The sequence below is a fragment of the Pseudomonas mandelii genome (assembly GCF_002251635.1).
Lineage (GTDB): Bacteria > Pseudomonadota > Gammaproteobacteria > Pseudomonadales > Pseudomonadaceae > Aquipseudomonas > Aquipseudomonas mandelii_B.
In genome coordinates this window covers 18,072-35,934 of record NZ_NMOJ01000095.1, presented here as the reverse complement: position 1 = coordinate 35,934, position 17,863 = coordinate 18,072, and the positions used below count along the sequence as shown (strand labels likewise).

Below are 17,863 nucleotides of genomic sequence, written 5' to 3'. Positions count from 1 at the left end.
TTGCATCGGCGGATGAAGGTGTAACAGGGCTTGTCTACACTCCAGATTGAGGCCGCACCCCTCGGTGCGGCAACAAGGAGAAAACTCCATGAAGATGTTGCGTGTCCCATTGTTGATGATCGGTTTGCTGCTTAGTGCCCAGGGTTTCGCCGCCACTGCGCAACAGAACAAGATGACCACCTGCAACGCTGACGCTACCGCGAAAAGCCTCAAGGGCGACGAGCGCAAAGCCTTCATGAAGACCTGCCTGTCGGCGCCTGCCGCCAACGACGCCAAGACCCTGACCCCACAGCAGGAGAAAATGAAAACCTGCAACGCCACCGCTGCCACCCAGGCTTTGAAAGGTGATGCACGTAAAGCTTTCATGAGCGATTGCCTGAAGAAAAAATAAAACTTTGATTGGGGCGGCTACTTGCGGTGAGCNTTGGTTGATCCGGCCTCTTCGCGAGCAAGCCCGCTCCCACATTTTGCCCTGTGTTCGCAGGACTAATGTGGGAGCGGGCTTGCCCGCGATGAGGCCAGAAAGGACACGGAAAGCCCCACTAAAGTCGCCCTACACAATCCCTAGTGCTGGCCTGCGAACGCTGGCAGACTGCCAATCCTTTTACGTCGTTCGTTTTGAGGCTGTATGCCAACGTTTTCTCAGCGTCACGTGTTATTGCTGGTCAGTTGCGTCATCATTTTCGGTGGGTTGTTGCTGGTTCTGCCGCTCAAGCTGCTGCCCAGCCTGCTGGCCGGCTTGCTGGTGTATGAGCTGGTCAATATGCTCACCCCGCAGTTGCAACGGCTGATCGAAGGCCGGCGCGCGCGNTGGCTGGCGGTGGCGTTGTTGGGGACGTTAGTGGTCAGCGTGTTGACCCTGATTTTTGCCGGCGCCATCAGCTTTTTGCTGCACGAGGCGGAAAACCCCGGCGCGTCCCTCGACAAGTTCATGCACGTGGTTGACCGCGCGCGCGGGCAACTGCCGCCGTTCCTCGACGCCTACCTGCCTGCCAGCGCCGCCGAGTTTCGCGTGGCCATCGGCGACTGGCTGAGCAAGCACCTGAGCGAGCTGCAACTGGTCGGCAAAGACGCCGCCCACATGTTCGTCACGCTGCTGATCGGCATGGTGCTCGGGGCGATCATCGCCTTGCAGCGCATCCCGGATGTGACCAAGCGCAAGCCGCTGGCTGCTGCGTTGTTCGACCGCCTGCACCTGCTGGTCCAGGCGTTTCGCAACATCGTCTTCGCCCAGATCAAGATTGCCGCGCTCAACACCATGTTCACGGCGATTTTCCTCGCGGTGGTGCTGCCGTTGTGCGGGATTCACCTGCCGCTGACCAAAACCCTGATCGTGCTGACCTTCCTGCTCGGCCTGCTGCCGGTAATCGGCAACCTGATGTCCAATACACTGATCACCATCGTCGCGTTGTCGCTGTCGATCTGGGTGGCAGTGGCGGCGTTGGGGTATTTGATCGTGATTCACAAGGTCGAGTACTTCCTCAACGCGCGCATCGTGGGCGGGCAGATCAGTGCCAAATCGTGGGAATTGTTGCTGGCGATGCTGGTGTTTGAGGCCGCGTTCGGCCTGCCGGGGGTGGTGGCGGGGCCGATTTATTACGCGTACCTGAAGAGCGAGTTGAAGCAGGTGGGGATGGTTTGATCAGGTCGATATGCATCGCCTGATCTGACGCCCGCGATGGGGGCGCCTCGGTCTTGGATCAATCCATCGTGCCGTAACGCTTCATCGCCTCGATCGCCAACCCGCTGCCGATGCTGCCGAAGATGTTCCCTTCCACATGCCGCGCATTCGGCAACATCGCCGACACGCTGTTGCGCAGCGCCGGAATCCCGCTCGAACCGCCCGTGAAGAACACCGTGTCGACCTGATCGACCCGCACGTTGGCGTCGTTCAGCAGTTGGGTCACGCTGTTGCGCACGCGCTCCAGCAGGTTGTCGATGGCCGACTCAAACAGCGCGCGGCTCAGCTCTACGCTCAAGCCCGGCTCGATACGGTCCAGCGGCACATGGCGGCTGTCTTCGTGGGTCAGCTGGATCTTGGTTTCTTCCACTTCCATTGCCAGCCAGTGCCCGGCGCGCTGTTCGATCAGCTTGAACAGGCGGTCGATGCCGCCGGTGTCTTCGATGTCGTAGCGCATGCTGCCCAGGGCCAGCTGGGATTTTTGCGAGTACACCGAGTTGATGGTGTGCCAGGTGGCCAGGTTCATGTGGTGGCTGGTCGGCATATAGGCACCGCTTTTCATGCGGCTGCCGTAGCCGAACAGCGGCATCATGCCGGCCAGCGAGAGTTGTTTGTCGAAGTCGGTACCGCCGATGTGCACGCCGCCGGTGGCGAGGATGTCGTCGTGGCGGTTGTCGTTGTGGCGGCGGTCCGGGGACAGGCGCACCAGCGAGAAGTCGGACGTACCACCGCCGATGTCGACGATCAGTACCAGCTCTTCTTTTTCGATGGTCGACTCGTAGTCGAATGCCGCCGCAATCGGTTCGTACTGGAACGACACATCCTTGAAGCCAATGGCGCGGGCTACATCCACCAGGGTATTTTCAGCTTCCTGGTCGGCCATCGGGTCGTCATCGACGAAGAACACCGGGCGGCCCAGCACCACTTCTTCGAACTCGCGGCCGGCGGTGGTTTCAGCGCGGCTTTTGAGCTGGCCGATAAACAGCGCCAGCAGGTCGGTGAAGGGCATTGCCGTGCCGAGCACGCTGGTGTCGTGCTTGATCAACTTGGAACCGAGCAGGCTCTTGAGCGAGCGCATCAGCCGGCCTTCGTAGTTTTCCAGGTATTCGTGCAGCGCCAGTCGACCGTACACCGGGCGGCGCTCCTCGAAGTTGAAGAACACCACCGACGGCAACGTGATCTTGTCGTCCTCCAGCGCGATAAGCGTNTCCTCGCCGGGGCGGATCCAGCCGACGGTGGAGTTGGACGTGCCAAAGTCGATGCCGCAGGCACGGGCTGGGGATGGGTTTTTCATGTCTATCGGGTTCCGGTTAAAAAACGGCCGCGCAGTGTATGTCAGTGCGGCGCAGATTCGAAGGCCGACTATCCGCTAAATACACCAATGACGCCTTGATAAGATGGCCGGATGCCCCAAACTTGTCTGCATTGAGCCTGGCAGCCATCGGACGGTCGCAAGAACCGCCCACCGCTGCCGATAAACTTCTGACGCGCTACCCGGTCACAAACTTGAGATCGGTCAACCCGGCGACTGGAAATACGCGCAGACTGCCGGTGACGGCGCGATTTCGATAACGGATGGTGATTCCCTCGATGGACTTCAAAGACTATTACAAGATTCTCGGTGTGGAACCGACCGCGGACGATAAGACCATCAAGGCGGCTTATCGGAAACTGGCGCGCAAATACCACCCCGATGTCAGCAAGGAAAAGGACGCCGAGGCCAAGTTCAAGGACGCCTCGGAAGCCTATGAGGCGCTGAAAAGCGCCGATAAGCGCGCCGAATACGACGAACTGCGCAAATACGGCCAGCATGGCCAGCCGTTCCAGGGCCCGCCGGGCTGGCAGGGTCGTGGCGGCGGTGGTTTTGGTGGTGGTCAGGACACGGGCGATTTTTCGGACTTCTTCAGTTCGATCTTCGGCAACCGTGGTCCTGGTTTTGGCGGTGGAGAGTCGCGTCGCAGTGCCGGACGTCGGGGGCAAGACGTGGAAATGGAACTTGGGATTTTCCTGGAAGAAACCCTTTCGAACGAGTCGAAGAAGGTCACCTTCCAGGTGCCGCAATACAACGCTGCCGGCCAGCATGTCAGCAACACCAGCAAAAGCCTGAACGTGAAAATCCCGGCCGGCGTGACCGACGGCGAGCGCATCCGCCTCAAGGGCCAGGGCGCTCCAGGCATCGGTGGCGGCGCCAATGGCGACTTGTTCCTGATCATTCGCTTTGCGCCGCACCCGAAATTCGACGTCGAAGGCGAGAACCTGATCATTACCTTGCCGCTGGCTCCCTGGGAGTTGGCGTTGGGTGCCGAAGTGGCAGTGCCTACNCTCACCGGCAAGATCAACCTCAAGGTGCCGGCCGGCAGCCAGAACGGCCAGCGTATGCGCGCTAAGGGCCATGGCTTACTCAACAAAGCCGGGCAGCGTGGCTACCTGTTCGTGCAATTGAAGGCGGTCATGCCCAAGACCTCGAGCGATGAGGTCAAGGCGCTGTGGCAGGAACTGGCGAAAAAAGCCGCTTTCGACCCGAGAGAAAATTTCTGATCCAAGAGACGGAGTAGCCCATCATGAGCAACCCCCTGATCGTTCAACTGGACATGGCAGAATTCTGTGAGGCGACCGACCTGTCGGACGTCTACGTGATCGAAATCGTCGAGCACGGCATCCTCGAACCTCAGGGCAAGCAGCCCAAGGATTGGGTTTTCAACGATTATGAGCTGGCACTGGCCAAGCGCGCCGCCAAGCTGCGGCGCGATCTGGAACTGGAGTGGGAAGGCGTCGCCCTGGCGCTGGACCTGCTTGAAGAGGTCCAGCAGCTGCGGGCCGAGAATCGCATGCTCAAGCAGCGGTTGGGGCGGTTGGTGGTCGAGTAGCTGACCTGATGTTTTTGTGTTGCCTGATATGGCCTCTTCGCGAGCAAGCTCGCTCCCACAGGGATCTCTGTCGTTCACGCGTTCTGCATTCACAGAAAAACTGTGGGAGCGGGCTTGCCCGCGATGAACGATGACGCGGTCTCATGACTGATATTCGCTTTGCCCTTTCAGCAAAGCGAATGCCACCCGCGCAAGCTTGCGAGCCAGCATCACCAGCGCCTCAGTAGTGCTGAAGCCCCGGGCTCTTTGGGCTTCGTAAAACCCTTTCCAGGCTTTCGTACGGCTAGCCGACATCGCTGCATTGTGCAGAAGCCGGCGGGCCTCGGGGTCACCGCGCTTGGTCAAACTGCGGCGACCGTCCTTCTGTCCTGATTTAGACACCCGTAAATCCATGCCCAGGAAGGCGATAAACGCATCCGCGTTTCTAAAATCCCCGCGCTGAAATGCAGTTATCAAGCGAGCCCCAGTCAAAAATCCAATGCCTTCAACTTTCAGGCAACGTTTCAGTTGACCGAGTAAACCGGCTTCTTTGAGCTGATCGTTGATCGTCTTTTCGATCAGCGTTTCAAGCTGCTGCATGGACTTCACTTGTTCTGCAAAAGCCGCTTTCAGCAGCGGCTCATTCGACCAACTCTGCACCAGGCCAACCCTAGCCTGGACCAAGGCAGCCCGGCGGCGGAAGAGGCTCAGGAGCTGGCGGTACAGCGGTGATGGAGGGGTCCAGGGGCGCAACTCCTCGGCTTCGTTCTTCAGGTAACGGGCCAGCAACTTGGCGTCCAGCGCGTCGGTTTTGGCGCGGATTTTCACGCCTTCGCGATAATGTTTGAGTTCATAGCCTCCCACCATGTAAATCGCACATCCGGCCTCATAGGCCAGATCAGCAAAGTCCAGGTGATAGATGTTGGTCGCCTCAATGGCAATAGCCACCGTCCCCGGCAACGTATTCAGCCACTGCTTGATGGATGTTTTAGTGTTGGGAATCTCTTTAAGCAAATCGTTATCAGCCTGATAAATCACCAGTTCATTCTTGGCGACATCCACGCCCACGATCGGTTTTGATAGAGAGACCGGCATTGCCATAGGATTTCCTCCGAGATAAGGTTTGAGCACTTGAAGGGCTCACTCAGAGGCGCAGGCTTGTTCCTATCGTCGGTCTAGCCAGATGCATTCTTTATCGGCGCTTGGGTGAAAGGAGGAGGGGCGAAATCTCCCACAGTCTGTACTGCGTCTCCCACAGGGATCTCTGTCGTTCACGCGTTCTGCATTCACAGAAAAACTGTGGGAGCGGGCTTGCCCGCGATGAACGATGACGCGGTCTCACGCCGTCAGAACTTGCGCGGCAACACCACCGTAAACATCGTGCCATCCGCCTCACTGGAACTGACTTCTATCGTCCCGCCGTGTGCATCGACCACTTCCTTGACAATAAACAACCCCAGGCCAAGGCTGGTAGAGGGTTGGCCAAGTTCCTCGTCAGCGCTGCGCACCAGCGGATCGAAAATCGTGCCGATCGCTTCCTCGGGGATCGGAGCGCCGTAGTTATGCACCGTGAGGCGGACCGTGTCCGGCTCGCCTGTCAGGGTCAGCGTCACGTCACGCTTGTTCAACCCATGCTGCAAGGCGTTGCCGATCAGGTTCTGCAACAGCTGACTCACTCGTCCGGCATCCCAGGCACCTCGGGTATCACCCTTTACGTGGACCGTCGGATCGCACTCCGGGTTACCGGCGCAGGCTTGGGCAATCGCCGCATGGGCGGCATCGGCCAGGTCCATGGGCGCCGGTTCGATCGGCAGGCTTTTACCCAGGCGACTGCGCACCAGCTCCAGCAAATCGCTGACCATCGCCGCCATGTGCCGCGCGCCGTGCTTGATGTTGACCGCGCAGGCCAGGGCATCGCCTTCAAGTGTGGTTTTGCGCATCAGCAATTCGGTGGACATGCTCACCGCTTGCAAGGGTGCCCGCAGGTCATGCCCCAGGATCGCCAGAAAGATATCCCGCGAATGATTGACCTGCTCGGCGTAGGCCGCGGTGGATTCGGCGAGTGCCTCGTCAATGGCTTCGTTGAAACGGATCATGTCCTGGAAATAGGCCAGGTCCGGTGACGCCAGGCTGTCGACCCACATACGGATGACGCACGCACGCAAATGGCGGAACTCCGACGTCATTTGCACCAGATCAAACCCCACGGTATGCCGCAGTTCGCCATGGCTGGCGCCGGCTTCGTCGAGGCTCGGGGTTTTTTCCGGGCCTTCGCCCTTGGCCTTGGCCATCTGTTCGCGGGTGGTTTGCGCGGTGGTCATGTCACGCGCGGCGGCCAGCAAAATGGCCTTGGCGTGATCGCGCAGGGCGACCCTGTCCATGTGCTCGGCCGCCGGGGTAATGGTGCTGGCGAACTGCTCCCATTCATCGACGATACGGTCCACGTGTAGCCTGATGAAGTCGGGTAGACGCATGTCCGGTTTCCTGATGGGAAGTCTGGCGCATCTTAGCCCCTTTGACGCTCGCTAAAAACTACCATTACGCGGGGACGCTCCTTTGCGCGGGGAGCGGGTGGTAATTAATTGTTTTTTAGATTCTTAAATCAGATGCGACGTTGATGCATTCGTGATTTCGGCGCTGTTTTTTGATCTTTTGTTTTCGTCGCCTCTCAATAATCTGGTGGTTCAATTCATCGCATAAGGATTTGCGAAATGAGCGAACGTTCGGATACGCCAGATCGACCCGTCATTGCCGGGCAGGCAAGAGACGTGGAGCGCAATGTTTATCGTGATTATCTGCTGGGCAAACTGCCCCCGCCGGTAAAAGACGCCCCCGCTTCGCGCCTGGTTGCCTTTGCCCATTCGAAACCGGAATTTGCGGAATGGTATTTGAATTCAAGGGCCATGGATCGCCAGTACCTCAAGGAGTTGATCGACGAGCGCTGGCGCCTGCAGGGGCCATTGGACGAGACGCTGAAGAATGTGCAGCAGGACATTCTTGCCTTCGCCGAGCCCTTGCTGGTCCAGGCATTGAAAGAGCATTTGAACCTGGAACTGGACGTCAACGCGACGCTGATTCGGCTGTACGTCCCCGCCAATCTGGCCATTGGCATCGATACCCATGCCAGTCGGCTCAGGCAATCATCATTGCTGGAAGCGGCCCTGCACAATTTTGAGGCCCCCGAAACGCAGGCGGGCGCGTTTCGCGATGGCTCGGGCATCTTCACCCGGGACGACGAAAACGAACTTCAGCGACATACGCTCACGGTCGAGAGATTTGCCGCCCTGTGCCGGACGCTCGATATCGGTACGCAATATCAACGTCACATCAACGCATTACTGATGCCCGAGGCGGTCACGGCGAGGGCGACCGTCGTGCGGGAATGCATGGCCAGTGAAAAAGCCGCGTTTCACGAATCGGCGCTGATCGCGTATCTGAAGAAAGACATCACGTTCTATGGCTACGGGAAACTTCGGCAGATCCGTGACAACGAACAAGGCATTCTGATCGGGCGTCGGCCCCTGCAAAGCCATCGGCTTTCAATCATGGGCTTCAGGCTGTCCGGCATTGTGTTGTTCAGTGCGGTGGCGGACCCTTCAAAAATCAAACGGGTTTACGACGCGCTGATTCCAGAACATCAACAAACGATGCTGGAATGGTCGCAACGTCTGGCACTGCTCCCGGGGCAGGAGTTTGAACAGTTCAAGCTGCTCCAGGCGTTTTTCGCCAATGGCCCCACTGGTCTCGTTGAGGCCATGTTGCAACGGGATGATGCTTATCAACAAAGTCGTCTGGAGGGGACGCTGCTTGCGTATGTTCCCGATGATCCCGACCACCCCCTCAAGGAATATCAGTCCTTCACTGATTTCATGAAGGAACTGACGAGCCAGTTGCGCTCGCCAGGCTACCAGCAGTTTTTCAGCCGTTTCGTGGCGCAAAAAGACCAGGGCAAGTTTTTTGCCCGGGTTCGCGAGCGTCTCTCGATATACACCTGGAAACAGCGCGAGCCGCTGGACATGGGGCCGTGGTGGCGGGAAACCGCAGTTGAAAACGCCAACGCAGAGCCTGTCACCCATCTCATTTCAGGCGATCTCTGGACGCAAACAAGTCTGTGGCGCAGGGAGAAGGCGATTGCAGATGCGCGGCAAATCGCCGTGCCGACTGGCGATGAAGATGCCACCACCCGCTGGAACCGGTTGAACAGCTATCTGAACATCGGCTGGAACGTGTTCAACTTCGGCGCCATGTTGGTTCCCGGTCTGGGCGAAGCGATGCTGGCCGTCATGGCCGGGCAGATGGTTTTGGAAACCCTGGAAGGCTTCGAGGACTGGAGCAAAGGGGACAAGGAAGAAGCAGCGTCCCATCTCACCAGCGTCATGATCAATTTCGCACAGTTGGCGATTATGGGCGCCGGGCATGTCTTGCCGTCCGGCGCGGCGGCGGCCGTCAAACCCTCGGCATTTATCGACCGGTTGAAAAAGATTGAGCTGGCGGACGGCAAGACGCGCCTCTGGAACCCGGACCTTTCGCCCTACGCCCATGACAGGGTGTTGCCCGCAGAGGCAAAGCCAAGCGAGCAGGGCCTGTACCGGCAAAGCGAAAAGGACATCCTCAAGCATGAAAACCAACACTTCGAAGTCATAACCGATCCACGCACCGGCCAGCCACGCCTGCAACATCCGACTCGGCCAAAGGCTTATCAGCCAACACTGGAGCACAACGGTTGCGGCGCGTGGAAGACCGAACTCGACCGCCCCATCGAGTGGGACAAAACCACCCTCATGCGGCGCCTGGGCCCGACGGTCGAGGGCTTCTCTGATAACACCCTGGAACAGATTCGTCTCGTCAGCGGCATGGGGGAGGACGAATTGCGTCGGTTGCATGTCGTCAGCGACCCGCCGCCCGCGTTGCTGAACGACACGATCGAACGCTTCCAGGCCTGGGCCGAGGTGCAAAAGCTACCCGGGCAGATAAGGCTCAACGAGGTTCCGCCAGCGTTCGTCGAGCAAGTGCCGCAGTTGCTGGTTGAATTGCCGAGATGGCCGGAGCAAAAAAGCATCGAGTTGTTTGACGGCCCTGGGCACGGCGGGCGCTCGATCAAATTTGGCAACGCCGATGCACTGCCGGCTGACACGCTGAAGATCAACCGTGCCGAGGTCAGCGTAGGAAAACTGCCGGAGCGTGCCGTGAAGTTTGCCAACGAGAGCGACATTCACGCGATGCTCGGGCAGGGCATTTCAACGGACGAGCGAGTCCGCATCAACGCCTTGAAAAACCTGCTGGCCGGGCGAGCAGGCAGTCGTCGCGGACCTCTGTTTGACGCGCTGAATCGTCGTTTGCAGCTGACCGACAACCCGCAGGTTCGGGTGCTTCAGGACGCGTTCAATGGGCTCCCCACTGCGGTAGCCCGGGAGTTGCTCGCTGACATTGAGCCGCAAGACCTGCTCAACATCACCGAGCCGTCGCGCATCCCCTTGCAACTCAAGGAACGGGTGAGCGTCACCTTGAAGGCGATACGAACCGCGCGCGCTTATGAAGGGCTCTTCCTCGATGCGCCCTACGGTGTGGACACCGAGCGGCTGGCCTTGCATTCGTTGCAGGCGCTACCCGACTGGCCCGCGAACCTCAGGATTGAAATCCGTGCGTTTTCTTTCGACGGACCGTTGCGCGACAGCGTCGGCCCGACGGATGCCACCCACCGCAGAATCCTGGTCAGCGAGGACGGCCAGTACCAGGCACGTGATGCCGATGATCTGCAGTTGCACGGGGCCGATGATCTTTATGCTTCGGTGTTGCACGCCCTGCCTGACGCCGAACGAAACGCGCTGGGGTATCACGTCAATCAAGGCGCCACGCTCAAGCTCGCCGTTCAAAACGCGCCGCTGCCACGGGACACGTTCAGCGCGCTGCTGGCGGATAACCCTGTGCGCAAACCGGCGTATGACCCAGCCACAATGCGTCTGCGGGGCGGCATGCGTGGGATTGCTCATGGGCTGCACAGAGTCAACGAGCCCATCACGCCGCAAGAGCGGGTGCGTGTCGTGCGTCCCGGATGGACCGAGGACGAAGCTTTGGCCTATCTGCAGGTGAGTGGCAGCGAACTCAGCCCGGCGCAGAGGGCGAGCGCACTCGAAGCGGAATTCGATCGGCTCAACGCCAATTTTCAACGCTGGTTGAAATCGCCGACCGAAGCGTACAGCTTCACGCCTGCCGGCGTCGCCGAATGGCAATCCAGAAACGCCTTGTACAAAGCGGTCAGAGAATGCTGGCAACACACCGGGTTGCGCCATGTGGATTCATTCGGTCATCTTCAGGGCGTTGTGCTCGACCTGGAAAACATTCCACTGGGGCGTCATCTACGCACCATGCCCGCCCTGGAAGGCCATTTCGATCACGTCACAAACCTCAATCTGACCCTGACCGAATTGACCGACTCACACAGCTCCTTCCTCGATCATTTTCCCCGTTTGCGTTCGCTCAACGTCAACGGCAATGCGCTCACCGGTGTTCCACGTGCCATCCGCCGCATGCGCGGGCTGACGGAACTCAACATGCGAGGTAACCGTATTGTCCTGGATACCCAAGGCGTCGCGGATTTGCGCAACCTGACACGACTTGAGGCCCTGGACCTGTTTGGCAATCCGTTGGGGCAAGCCCCGGATATCGGCAGCATGAGAATGTTGCATACGCTGATTCTGACTGACACCGGCATTCATACCTGGCCACAGGGGTTGTTCGCACAACCGCGCTTCCGGCACTTTTTCCTGGATATGCAGCGCAACGAAATCACGCAGATTCCGTCGGTGCCCTCGGGCTCCGTGCAGGCGGAATTGCTGGCACGCACGGTGCTGAGCCGTGATCCGCAGTGGTTGGCGGAGGCCAATCTGCAGACGCTCAGGGACTACATCGAGTCCGTCGGCCTGGACCCGGATCGACCGTATCCGCCCCGCGGTGTGCGCGACAGTCTCGACTGGGAGGCGGGCATGACCCGGCCGGAATGGGTGGCGAAGCAAGCGGTCTGGAACAGCGTCGAGGATGAGCACGGATCGGTCGGTTTTTTCAACGAGATCCGTAAACTCACCGAGTCGGGGCATTTCAAGAACGACCCCGGGTTTCGGGTCGATATGACCGCCAAGGTCTGGCGCATGCTCGAGGCGATGTCCAAAAACACCGAGCTTCGGCAAAAACTCTTCACCATGACCACGGTGCCCACGGCGTGCGTCGATGCCGGTGCGCAACTGTTCAATGCCATGGGCCTGGAAGTGCTGATTCACGAGGCCTATGAACTGGCCAATCCCGCGCTGGTGGAAGGGGAGCTGGTGTCGCTGGCGCGAGGCAAGTCACGTCTGGATGAACTGAGCAGGATTGCCCGCAAGACGATCTCCGAGCGCGAGGCGATGGGCGAGGCGTTCAGGCGTATCAACGCTACGGGGGAGGTGACGGGTACGATTGATGAGGTGGAAGTTCACCTGGCGTTCATGACCGATCTTGCCGAAAGGCTGGACCTGCCCTGGCAGTCTCGCAACATGCAGTTTAGAGGGGTCGCGGGTGTTACATCGCAGATGATCGATGATGCTTATCTGCGTGTGCTGGACCTTGAGGAAGGGGAGTTGCTCGGTGATTTGCTGGTCGAGCAGCCGTTCTGGTCATCCTATGTCGAGGGTGTCAACCGACGGGCTTTCAAAGTGTTCAGGCGCCGGATCGATGCCACGACAGACTTCTATATGGCACTGGACCAGCGTGCGAATGACACAACGCTTTCCCTTGAGCAAAAGGCTCGGTTGAAGGAGGAACTCACGGTGCTCGGTGCTGAACTGAAGAAACCGCAAAGCGACTTTTCGCCGGGCCGTGTCATGACCGAAGCGGACTATGCCGCTGAGTTAGATGCGATCGATGAAGACAAAAAGACGTTGCTCAAAACCTTCACCCAACAGGCGATCGACCGGGCAAAACTGCAAAGGGTAGAACTGCCCTTTGTCGTGCAGCCGGACAGCTGATTGCACCTGTTTTTCCCGGGGGCCTGGTACGCCAGGCCCCCGGGGTTGTCAGGCCTACCGAACGATCAAAACAGGAAATATCGCTGGGCCATCGGCANCACCTCTGCGGGCTCACACCACAGCAACACCCCATCGGCCTTGACCTGATAGGTCTGTGGGTCGACATCGATGGTCGGCAGATAGTCGTTGTGGATCAAGTCGGTTTTCTGCACCTCACGGCACCCTTTGACCACTGCAATTTTCTTCTTCAACCCCAAGGCTTCGGGCAGGCCCGCCTCCTGCGCGGCCTGGCTGATGAAGGTCAGGCTGGTGGCGTGCAACGAGCCGCCGTAGCTGGCAAACATCGGTCGGTAATGCACCGGTTGCGGAGTCGGAATGGAAGCATTGGCATCGCCCATCAGGCTGGCTGCGATGGCGCCGCCCTTGAGGATCAAGGTCGGCTTGACCCCAAAAAATGCCGGACGCCAGAGCACCAGATCCGCCCATTTACCCACTTCGACCGAGCCGACNNNATGGCTGATGCCGTGGGTGATCGCCGGGTTGATGGTGTACTTGGCGATGTAGCGTTTGGCGCGGAAATTATCATTGCCTGGGCCGTCGCCGGGCAGGGCGCCGCGCTGTTTTTTCATCTTGTCGGCAGTCTGCCAGGTGCGCGTGATCACTTCGCCGACGCGGCCCATGGCCTGGCTGTCGGAGCTGATCATCGAAAACGCGCCCAGGTCGTGCAGGATGTCTTCGGCGGCGATGGTTTCGCGGCGGATGCGGCTTTCGGCGAAGGCCACGTCTTCGGCAATGCTCGGGTCCAGGTGATGGCAGACCATCAACATGTCCAGGTGCTCGTCGATGGTATTGCGGGTGAACGGCCGGGTCGGGTTGGTGGAGCTGGGCAGCACGTTAGGGAAGCCGCAAGCCTTGATGATGTCCGGCGCGTGGCCGCCACCGGCACCTTCGGTGTGGTAGGTGTGAATGGTGCGGCCCTTGAGCGCGGCGAGGGTGGTTTCGACGAATCCGGATTCGTTGAGCGTGTCGCTGTGAATCGCCACCTGCACGTCGTACTCATCGGCAACGCTCAGGCAGTTGTCGATGCTGGCCGGTGTGGTGCCCCAGTCTTCATGCAGCTTCAAGCCGATGGCGCCGGCCTTGACCTGCTCGACCAACGGCTCCGGCAAACTGGCGTTGCCCTTGCCGGTGAAGCCGATGTTCATCGGGAACGAATCGCTGGCCTGGAGCATGCGCGCCAAGTGCCACGGGCCCGAGGTGCAGGTAGTGGCATTGGTGCCGGTAGCCGGGCCGGTGCCGCCGCCGATCATGGTTGTGACGCCGCTGGTCAGCGCCTCCTCGATCTGCTGCGGGCAGATGAAATGCACGTGGGAGTCGATGCCGCCGGCGGTGAGGATCATGCCTTCACCGGCAATCACTTCGGTGCTGGCGCCGATGGCCATGGTCACGCCCGGCTGTATATCCGGGTTGCCGGCCTTGCCGATCGCGTGAATGCGGCCGTTCTTCAGGCCGACGTCGGCTTTGACAATGCCCCAGTGGTCGATGATCAGCGCGTTGGTGATCAGCGTGTCCACCACTTCATGGGCGAGCAACTGGCTTTGGCCCTGACCGTCGCGAATCACCTTGCCGCCGCCGAATTTCACTTCTTCGCCGTAGACGGTGAAGTCCTGCTCCACTTCGACGAACAGCTCGGTGTCGGCCAGGCGGACCTTGTCTCCGACGGTGGGGCCGAACATGTCGGCGTAGGCTTGTCTTGAGATTTTCATGCGCATGCCTTGAGATTCAATTGTTTTTGAGACCGCTCGCGCTGCTCGCTAATCGCCAGCAAGCCGGCTCCTACAGGGGAGTGCGATCCTGTAGGCGCCGGCTTGCTGGCGATGGGGCCGGTACTGGCGCCGAATGACTTAAAGGTCACCCATGATCCTGCCGGCAAACCCGAACACCCGGCGATGCCCGGCCAGGTCCACCAGCTCAACCTCACGACTCTGCCCCGGCTCGAAGCGCACGGCGGTGCCGGCGGGGATGTTCAGGCGCATGCCGCGACTGGCCGCGCGGTCGAAGGTCAGGGCGTCGTTGGTTTCGAAAAAATGATAATGCGAGCCCACCTGGATCGGCCGGTCGCCGCTGTTGGCCACGCTGAGGGTGATGGTGCGCCGGCCTACATTGAGTTCGATGTCGCCGGGCTGGATCTGGTATTCACCGGGAATCATCAATGGGCTCCCTGAAGAATCTTGTAGTAGAGGGCGGTCGGTTTGTACTGGCCGCTCGGGTCGCAGGCGTAATCAGGGATTTCACCTGCTTTGGTGTAGCCCAGGGCTTTGTAGAAGTCCTCGGCGGGGGAGCCGGCTTCGGTGTCGAGGTAGAGCATGCCGCGCTTGTGCTGGAGCGCGGCCTGTTCCAGCGCGCTCATCAATTGTTGGCCCAGGCCACGGCGGCGCGCATGTTCACGCACCAGCAGTTTCTGCACCTCGGCACGGTTCAGGCCATTGGCTTTCTGGCACAAGGTCAGCTGCACGCTGGCCTGCACCTGCTCGTCCTTGACCACCACCCACAGCAGCACGTTGCCCTTGTTCAGGTTGTCCTGAACGTCATCGAAATAGGCACGGGCCTGAGTGGCATCCAGATTGGCCATGAACCCGACACTGGCGCCATAGCCGACGGCGTCGAGCAGCAAATCAATCAAACCCTGACGATAGTGCGCAAAGCTTTCAACATTGACGCGGCGCAGTTGGGCAGCGTTCATCGGCAATTACTCCTTGTTGGCGGGTGGCGGCTCCGCGCCAGGATTGAGGGTCAGTTGCATGAAGGTCAGGTCCAGCCAGCGGCCGAACTTGNTGCCCACTTGTGGCATTTGCCCGGTCGTGACGAAACCGGCCCGTTCATGCAATCGGATAGAAGCGGCATTGCCGCTTTCGATGGCAGCGACCATCACATGTTTGTCGCAGCCTTTGGCGCGCTCGATCAGCACCGTCATCAATTGCGGGCCGAGACCGTTGCCACGCTGGTCGCTGCGCACGTAGACCGAGTGCTCGACGGTGTGGCGGAAACCGTCGAATGGCCGCCAGTCACCAAATGAAGCGTAGCCCAGCACGCTGTTATCGCCGTCGACGATCACCAGGATCGGATAACCCTGGGCTTGCCGGGCGCGGAACCACGCCTGACGGTTAGCCAGGTCGACCGGTTGTTCGTTCCAGATCGCCGTGGTGTTGAGCACGGCGTCGTTGTAGATGTCGCGGATCGCCGGCAGGTCGGCGTGCAGCGCATCGCGAATTTGATAGGTCATGACGCGTCCTCAGGCGATAGGCTGGTGAACGGTGACCAGTTTGGTGCCGTCGGGGAACGTCGCTTCGACCTGGATATCCGGGATCATTTCCGGGATGCCTTCCATCACTTGCTCGCGGCTGAGCAGGGTGGTGCCGTAGTGCATCAGGTCGGCGACGGTCTGGCCGTCACGCGCGCCTTCGAGCAGCGCAGCGGAGATGTAGGCCATGGCTTCCGGGTAATTGAGTTTCACGCCGCGCGCCAAACGCCGCTCGGCCACGAGGCCGGCGGTGAAGATCAGCAGCTTGTCTTTTTCGCGTGGGGTCAGGTCCATCGTTTGGAATCCATCTGGGCAGATAAAAAGTAATCGGATCTGTAAACACACAACTTGTAGGAGCCGGCTTGCTGGCGATGGCGTACTGACTGGCGCCATCGCCATCGCCATCGCCAGCAAGCCGGCTCCTACAAGGATATCGGTGTTCAGGTGCTCCATATTCTTGGGGGCAGGGCTTCGCGGCCGAGTAACGCCGGCCGGAGCAAGCGCCACAATTCAATCAACCAGCCCCGCGCCAACAGCGCTTCACTGGCCAGGCAACGAGCCACCAGAAGCCCGGGCAATTGCGTCAGATCCCCGCGTACTTCAGTGGGCAGCGAGCGACAGGTTTCCAGCAGTTCGCTATCAATCTCCCCGGTCACCAGCAACGTCGCAAACACCGGTTGTCCATCCAGGCCAATCGGCGAATCAAGCAAACCGTCNGCGCCTACAATGCGCTGGCGCTCATGCCAGAGCAACTGGCCGTCGCGGCGAATGTCCAGGTGCGATTGGAAGTGGCCGAGGTCGAAACGCTCGCCACTGGCCGGGCGGCCGAGGGCGACCACGTCCCAGTAGAACAGCCGGGCGTCGCCCTCCAGATCAATCGAGGTGCTGAGTTCGGCTTGAGCGTCGCTGAAGATGATCGTCTCTTGTGGCAGCCATTCCAGTGTCGCACCGCACGCCACCTTCAATGTCAGCTGCTGATAGGCAGGCCCCGCCGCGCGATACCATTTGGCAGCGCCCGGGCTGGTGATTTGCGCCCAGGCATCCGGGCCGACGCTGGCCGAGATGTCCAGGCGATCACCGCCGGCAATCCCGCCGGGCGGATGCACGATGATGTGCTGGCACACCTCGGGGCCTTCGGCGTACAGGTGCTTCTGCACCCGCAGCGGGCCTTTGTGCCGGCGCTGGACCGGGCGCGTGCTGTCGCCGAACCGGGCGTAGCCCAATTCCAGCTCGGCATGCCAGCTCGGGGTAAACAGGGCAGTGGGGAGAGGTAAGTTCATGTCTTCTAGTTATCGTCAGGACGCTTCAGATTAGATCGTAACCAGACCGCGTACACCCTCGGCTTCCATATTTTCGCCTCGGCCTTGCTGGACGATTTCACCGCGTGACATCACCAGGTACTGGTCGGCCAGCTCGGCGGCGAAGTCGTAGAACTGCTCCACCAACAGGATTGCCATGTCGCCGCGTGCCGCGAGCTTCTTGATCACCATGCCAATTTCCTTGATCACCGACGGCTGGATGCCTTCGGTGGGCTCATCGAGAATCAACAGCCGTGGACGGCTGGCCAGTGCGCGACCAATCGCCAATTGCTGCTGTTGGCCGCCGGACAAGTCACCGCCGCACCGTTGCTTCATTTGCAGCAAAACCGGGAACAGCTCGTAGATGAAGGTCGGGACTTCCTTGGCCTCAGAACCAGGAAAACGTGAGAGGCCCATCAACAGGTTTTCTTCCACGGTCAGGCGCCCAAAAATCTCCCGGCCCTGAGGCACGTAGGCAATGCCAGCATGCACGCGCTGGTGCGGCTTGAACCCGGTAATGGCCTTGCCTTCCCAGTTCACCGCGCCCTCTTTGGCCGGCAGCAAACCCATCAGGCATTTGAGCAGGGTGGTCTTGCCCACGCCATTACGGCCGAGCAGGCAGGTGACTTCGCCGATTTTTACGTCAAATGACAGCCCGCGCAGGATGTGGCTACCGCCGTAGTACTGATGCAGCTTGTCGACTTGCAGCATTCTGGAATTCTCCTCACCCCCTGTAGGAG

The 17,863-nt window shown here is 59.9% G+C and carries 15 protein-coding genes; 5 read left to right on the top strand and 10 right to left on the bottom strand.

The annotated features are described in order from the left end of the window. Positions 1-88: 88 nt before the first annotated feature. Entirely contained in the window at positions 89-391 is a 303-nt protein-coding gene (locus B7L09_RS14360; RefSeq protein WP_094469365.1) for a PsiF family protein, read from the top strand. Between the two features lie 237 nt (positions 392-628). Beyond that, positions 629-1,642, top strand: a complete 1,014-nt coding sequence (locus tag B7L09_RS14355) for an AI-2E family transporter (protein ID WP_094469364.1) — start codon at positions 629-631, stop codon at positions 1,640-1,642. A gap of 58 nt (positions 1,643-1,700) precedes the next feature. Here B7L09_RS14355 and B7L09_RS14350 read toward each other — a convergent pair whose 3' ends face one another. Continuing rightward, positions 1,701-2,975 (bottom strand): Hsp70 family protein, encoded by a 1,275-nt coding sequence (locus B7L09_RS14350; RefSeq protein ID WP_094469363.1) that lies wholly within the window; start codon positions 2,973-2,975, stop codon positions 1,701-1,703. A gap of 296 nt (positions 2,976-3,271) precedes the next feature. Between B7L09_RS14350 and B7L09_RS14345 the strand changes: the two genes are divergently transcribed. Further along, complete coding sequence (locus B7L09_RS14345) at positions 3,272-4,219, top strand: DnaJ C-terminal domain-containing protein (protein WP_094469362.1); 948 nt, start codon at positions 3,272-3,274, stop codon at positions 4,217-4,219. 23 nt (positions 4,220-4,242) lie between these two features. Then, positions 4,243-4,548, top strand: a complete 306-nt coding sequence (locus tag B7L09_RS14340; protein ID WP_094469361.1) for a chaperone modulator CbpM — start codon at positions 4,243-4,245, stop codon at positions 4,546-4,548. Between the two features lie 141 nt (positions 4,549-4,689). Here the strand turns inward: B7L09_RS14340 and B7L09_RS14335 are convergent, their stop codons facing one another. Next, positions 4,690-5,628: an IS110 family transposase gene (locus B7L09_RS14335; protein ID WP_176457707.1), complete on the bottom strand. Its 939-nt coding sequence runs from the start codon at positions 5,626-5,628 to the stop codon at positions 4,690-4,692. A gap of 245 nt (positions 5,629-5,873) precedes the next feature. Further along, positions 5,874-7,001 (bottom strand): sensor histidine kinase, encoded by a 1,128-nt coding sequence (locus B7L09_RS14330; protein WP_094469360.1) that lies wholly within the window; start codon positions 6,999-7,001, stop codon positions 5,874-5,876. 237 nt (positions 7,002-7,238) lie between these two features. Between B7L09_RS14330 and B7L09_RS14325 the strand changes: the two genes are divergently transcribed. Beyond that, positions 7,239-12,524: an NEL-type E3 ubiquitin ligase domain-containing protein gene (locus B7L09_RS14325; RefSeq protein WP_094469359.1), complete on the top strand. Its 5,286-nt coding sequence runs from the start codon at positions 7,239-7,241 to the stop codon at positions 12,522-12,524. A 65-nt stretch (positions 12,525-12,589) separates the two neighbouring features. Here the strand turns inward: B7L09_RS14325 and ureC are convergent, their stop codons facing one another. The 7 genes from ureC to urtE form a co-directional block, all read right to left on the bottom strand. Then, positions 12,590-14,290 carry an urease subunit alpha gene (gene ureC / locus B7L09_RS14320; protein WP_094469399.1) on the bottom strand — a complete coding sequence of 567 codons (1,701 nt, stop codon included), beginning with the start codon at positions 14,288-14,290 and terminating at the stop codon, positions 12,590-12,592. 138 nt (positions 14,291-14,428) lie between these two features. Next, on the bottom strand, positions 14,429-14,734 hold the full coding sequence (locus tag B7L09_RS14315) for an urease subunit beta (RefSeq protein ID WP_094469358.1): 306 nt from the start codon (positions 14,732-14,734) through the stop codon (positions 14,429-14,431). After that, positions 14,734-15,267 carry a GNAT family N-acetyltransferase gene (locus B7L09_RS14310; protein ID WP_094469357.1) on the bottom strand — a complete coding sequence of 178 codons (534 nt, stop codon included), beginning with the start codon at positions 15,265-15,267 and terminating at the stop codon, positions 14,734-14,736. Before B7L09_RS14310 ends, B7L09_RS14315 begins: the two co-directional genes overlap by 1 nt. Positions 15,268-15,273: 6 nt before the next feature. Then, the gene (locus tag B7L09_RS14305) at positions 15,274-15,807 is read right to left on the bottom strand and encodes a GNAT family N-acetyltransferase (protein ID WP_094469356.1); all 534 of its coding nucleotides are present in this window, start codon (positions 15,805-15,807) and stop codon (positions 15,274-15,276) included. A 9-nt stretch (positions 15,808-15,816) separates the two neighbouring features. Beyond that, a complete protein-coding gene (locus B7L09_RS14300; protein WP_094469355.1) occupies positions 15,817-16,119 on the bottom strand; it encodes an urease subunit gamma in 303 nt (100 codons plus the stop codon). 146 nt (positions 16,120-16,265) lie between these two features. Further along, on the bottom strand, positions 16,266-17,105 hold the full coding sequence (locus B7L09_RS14295; RefSeq protein ID WP_094469354.1) for an urease accessory protein UreD: 840 nt from the start codon (positions 17,103-17,105) through the stop codon (positions 16,266-16,268). 30 nt (positions 17,106-17,135) lie between these two features. Next, complete coding sequence (urtE, locus tag B7L09_RS14290; protein ID WP_094469353.1) at positions 17,136-17,834, bottom strand: urea ABC transporter ATP-binding subunit UrtE; 699 nt, start codon at positions 17,832-17,834, stop codon at positions 17,136-17,138. Positions 17,835-17,863 lie beyond the last annotated feature (29 nt).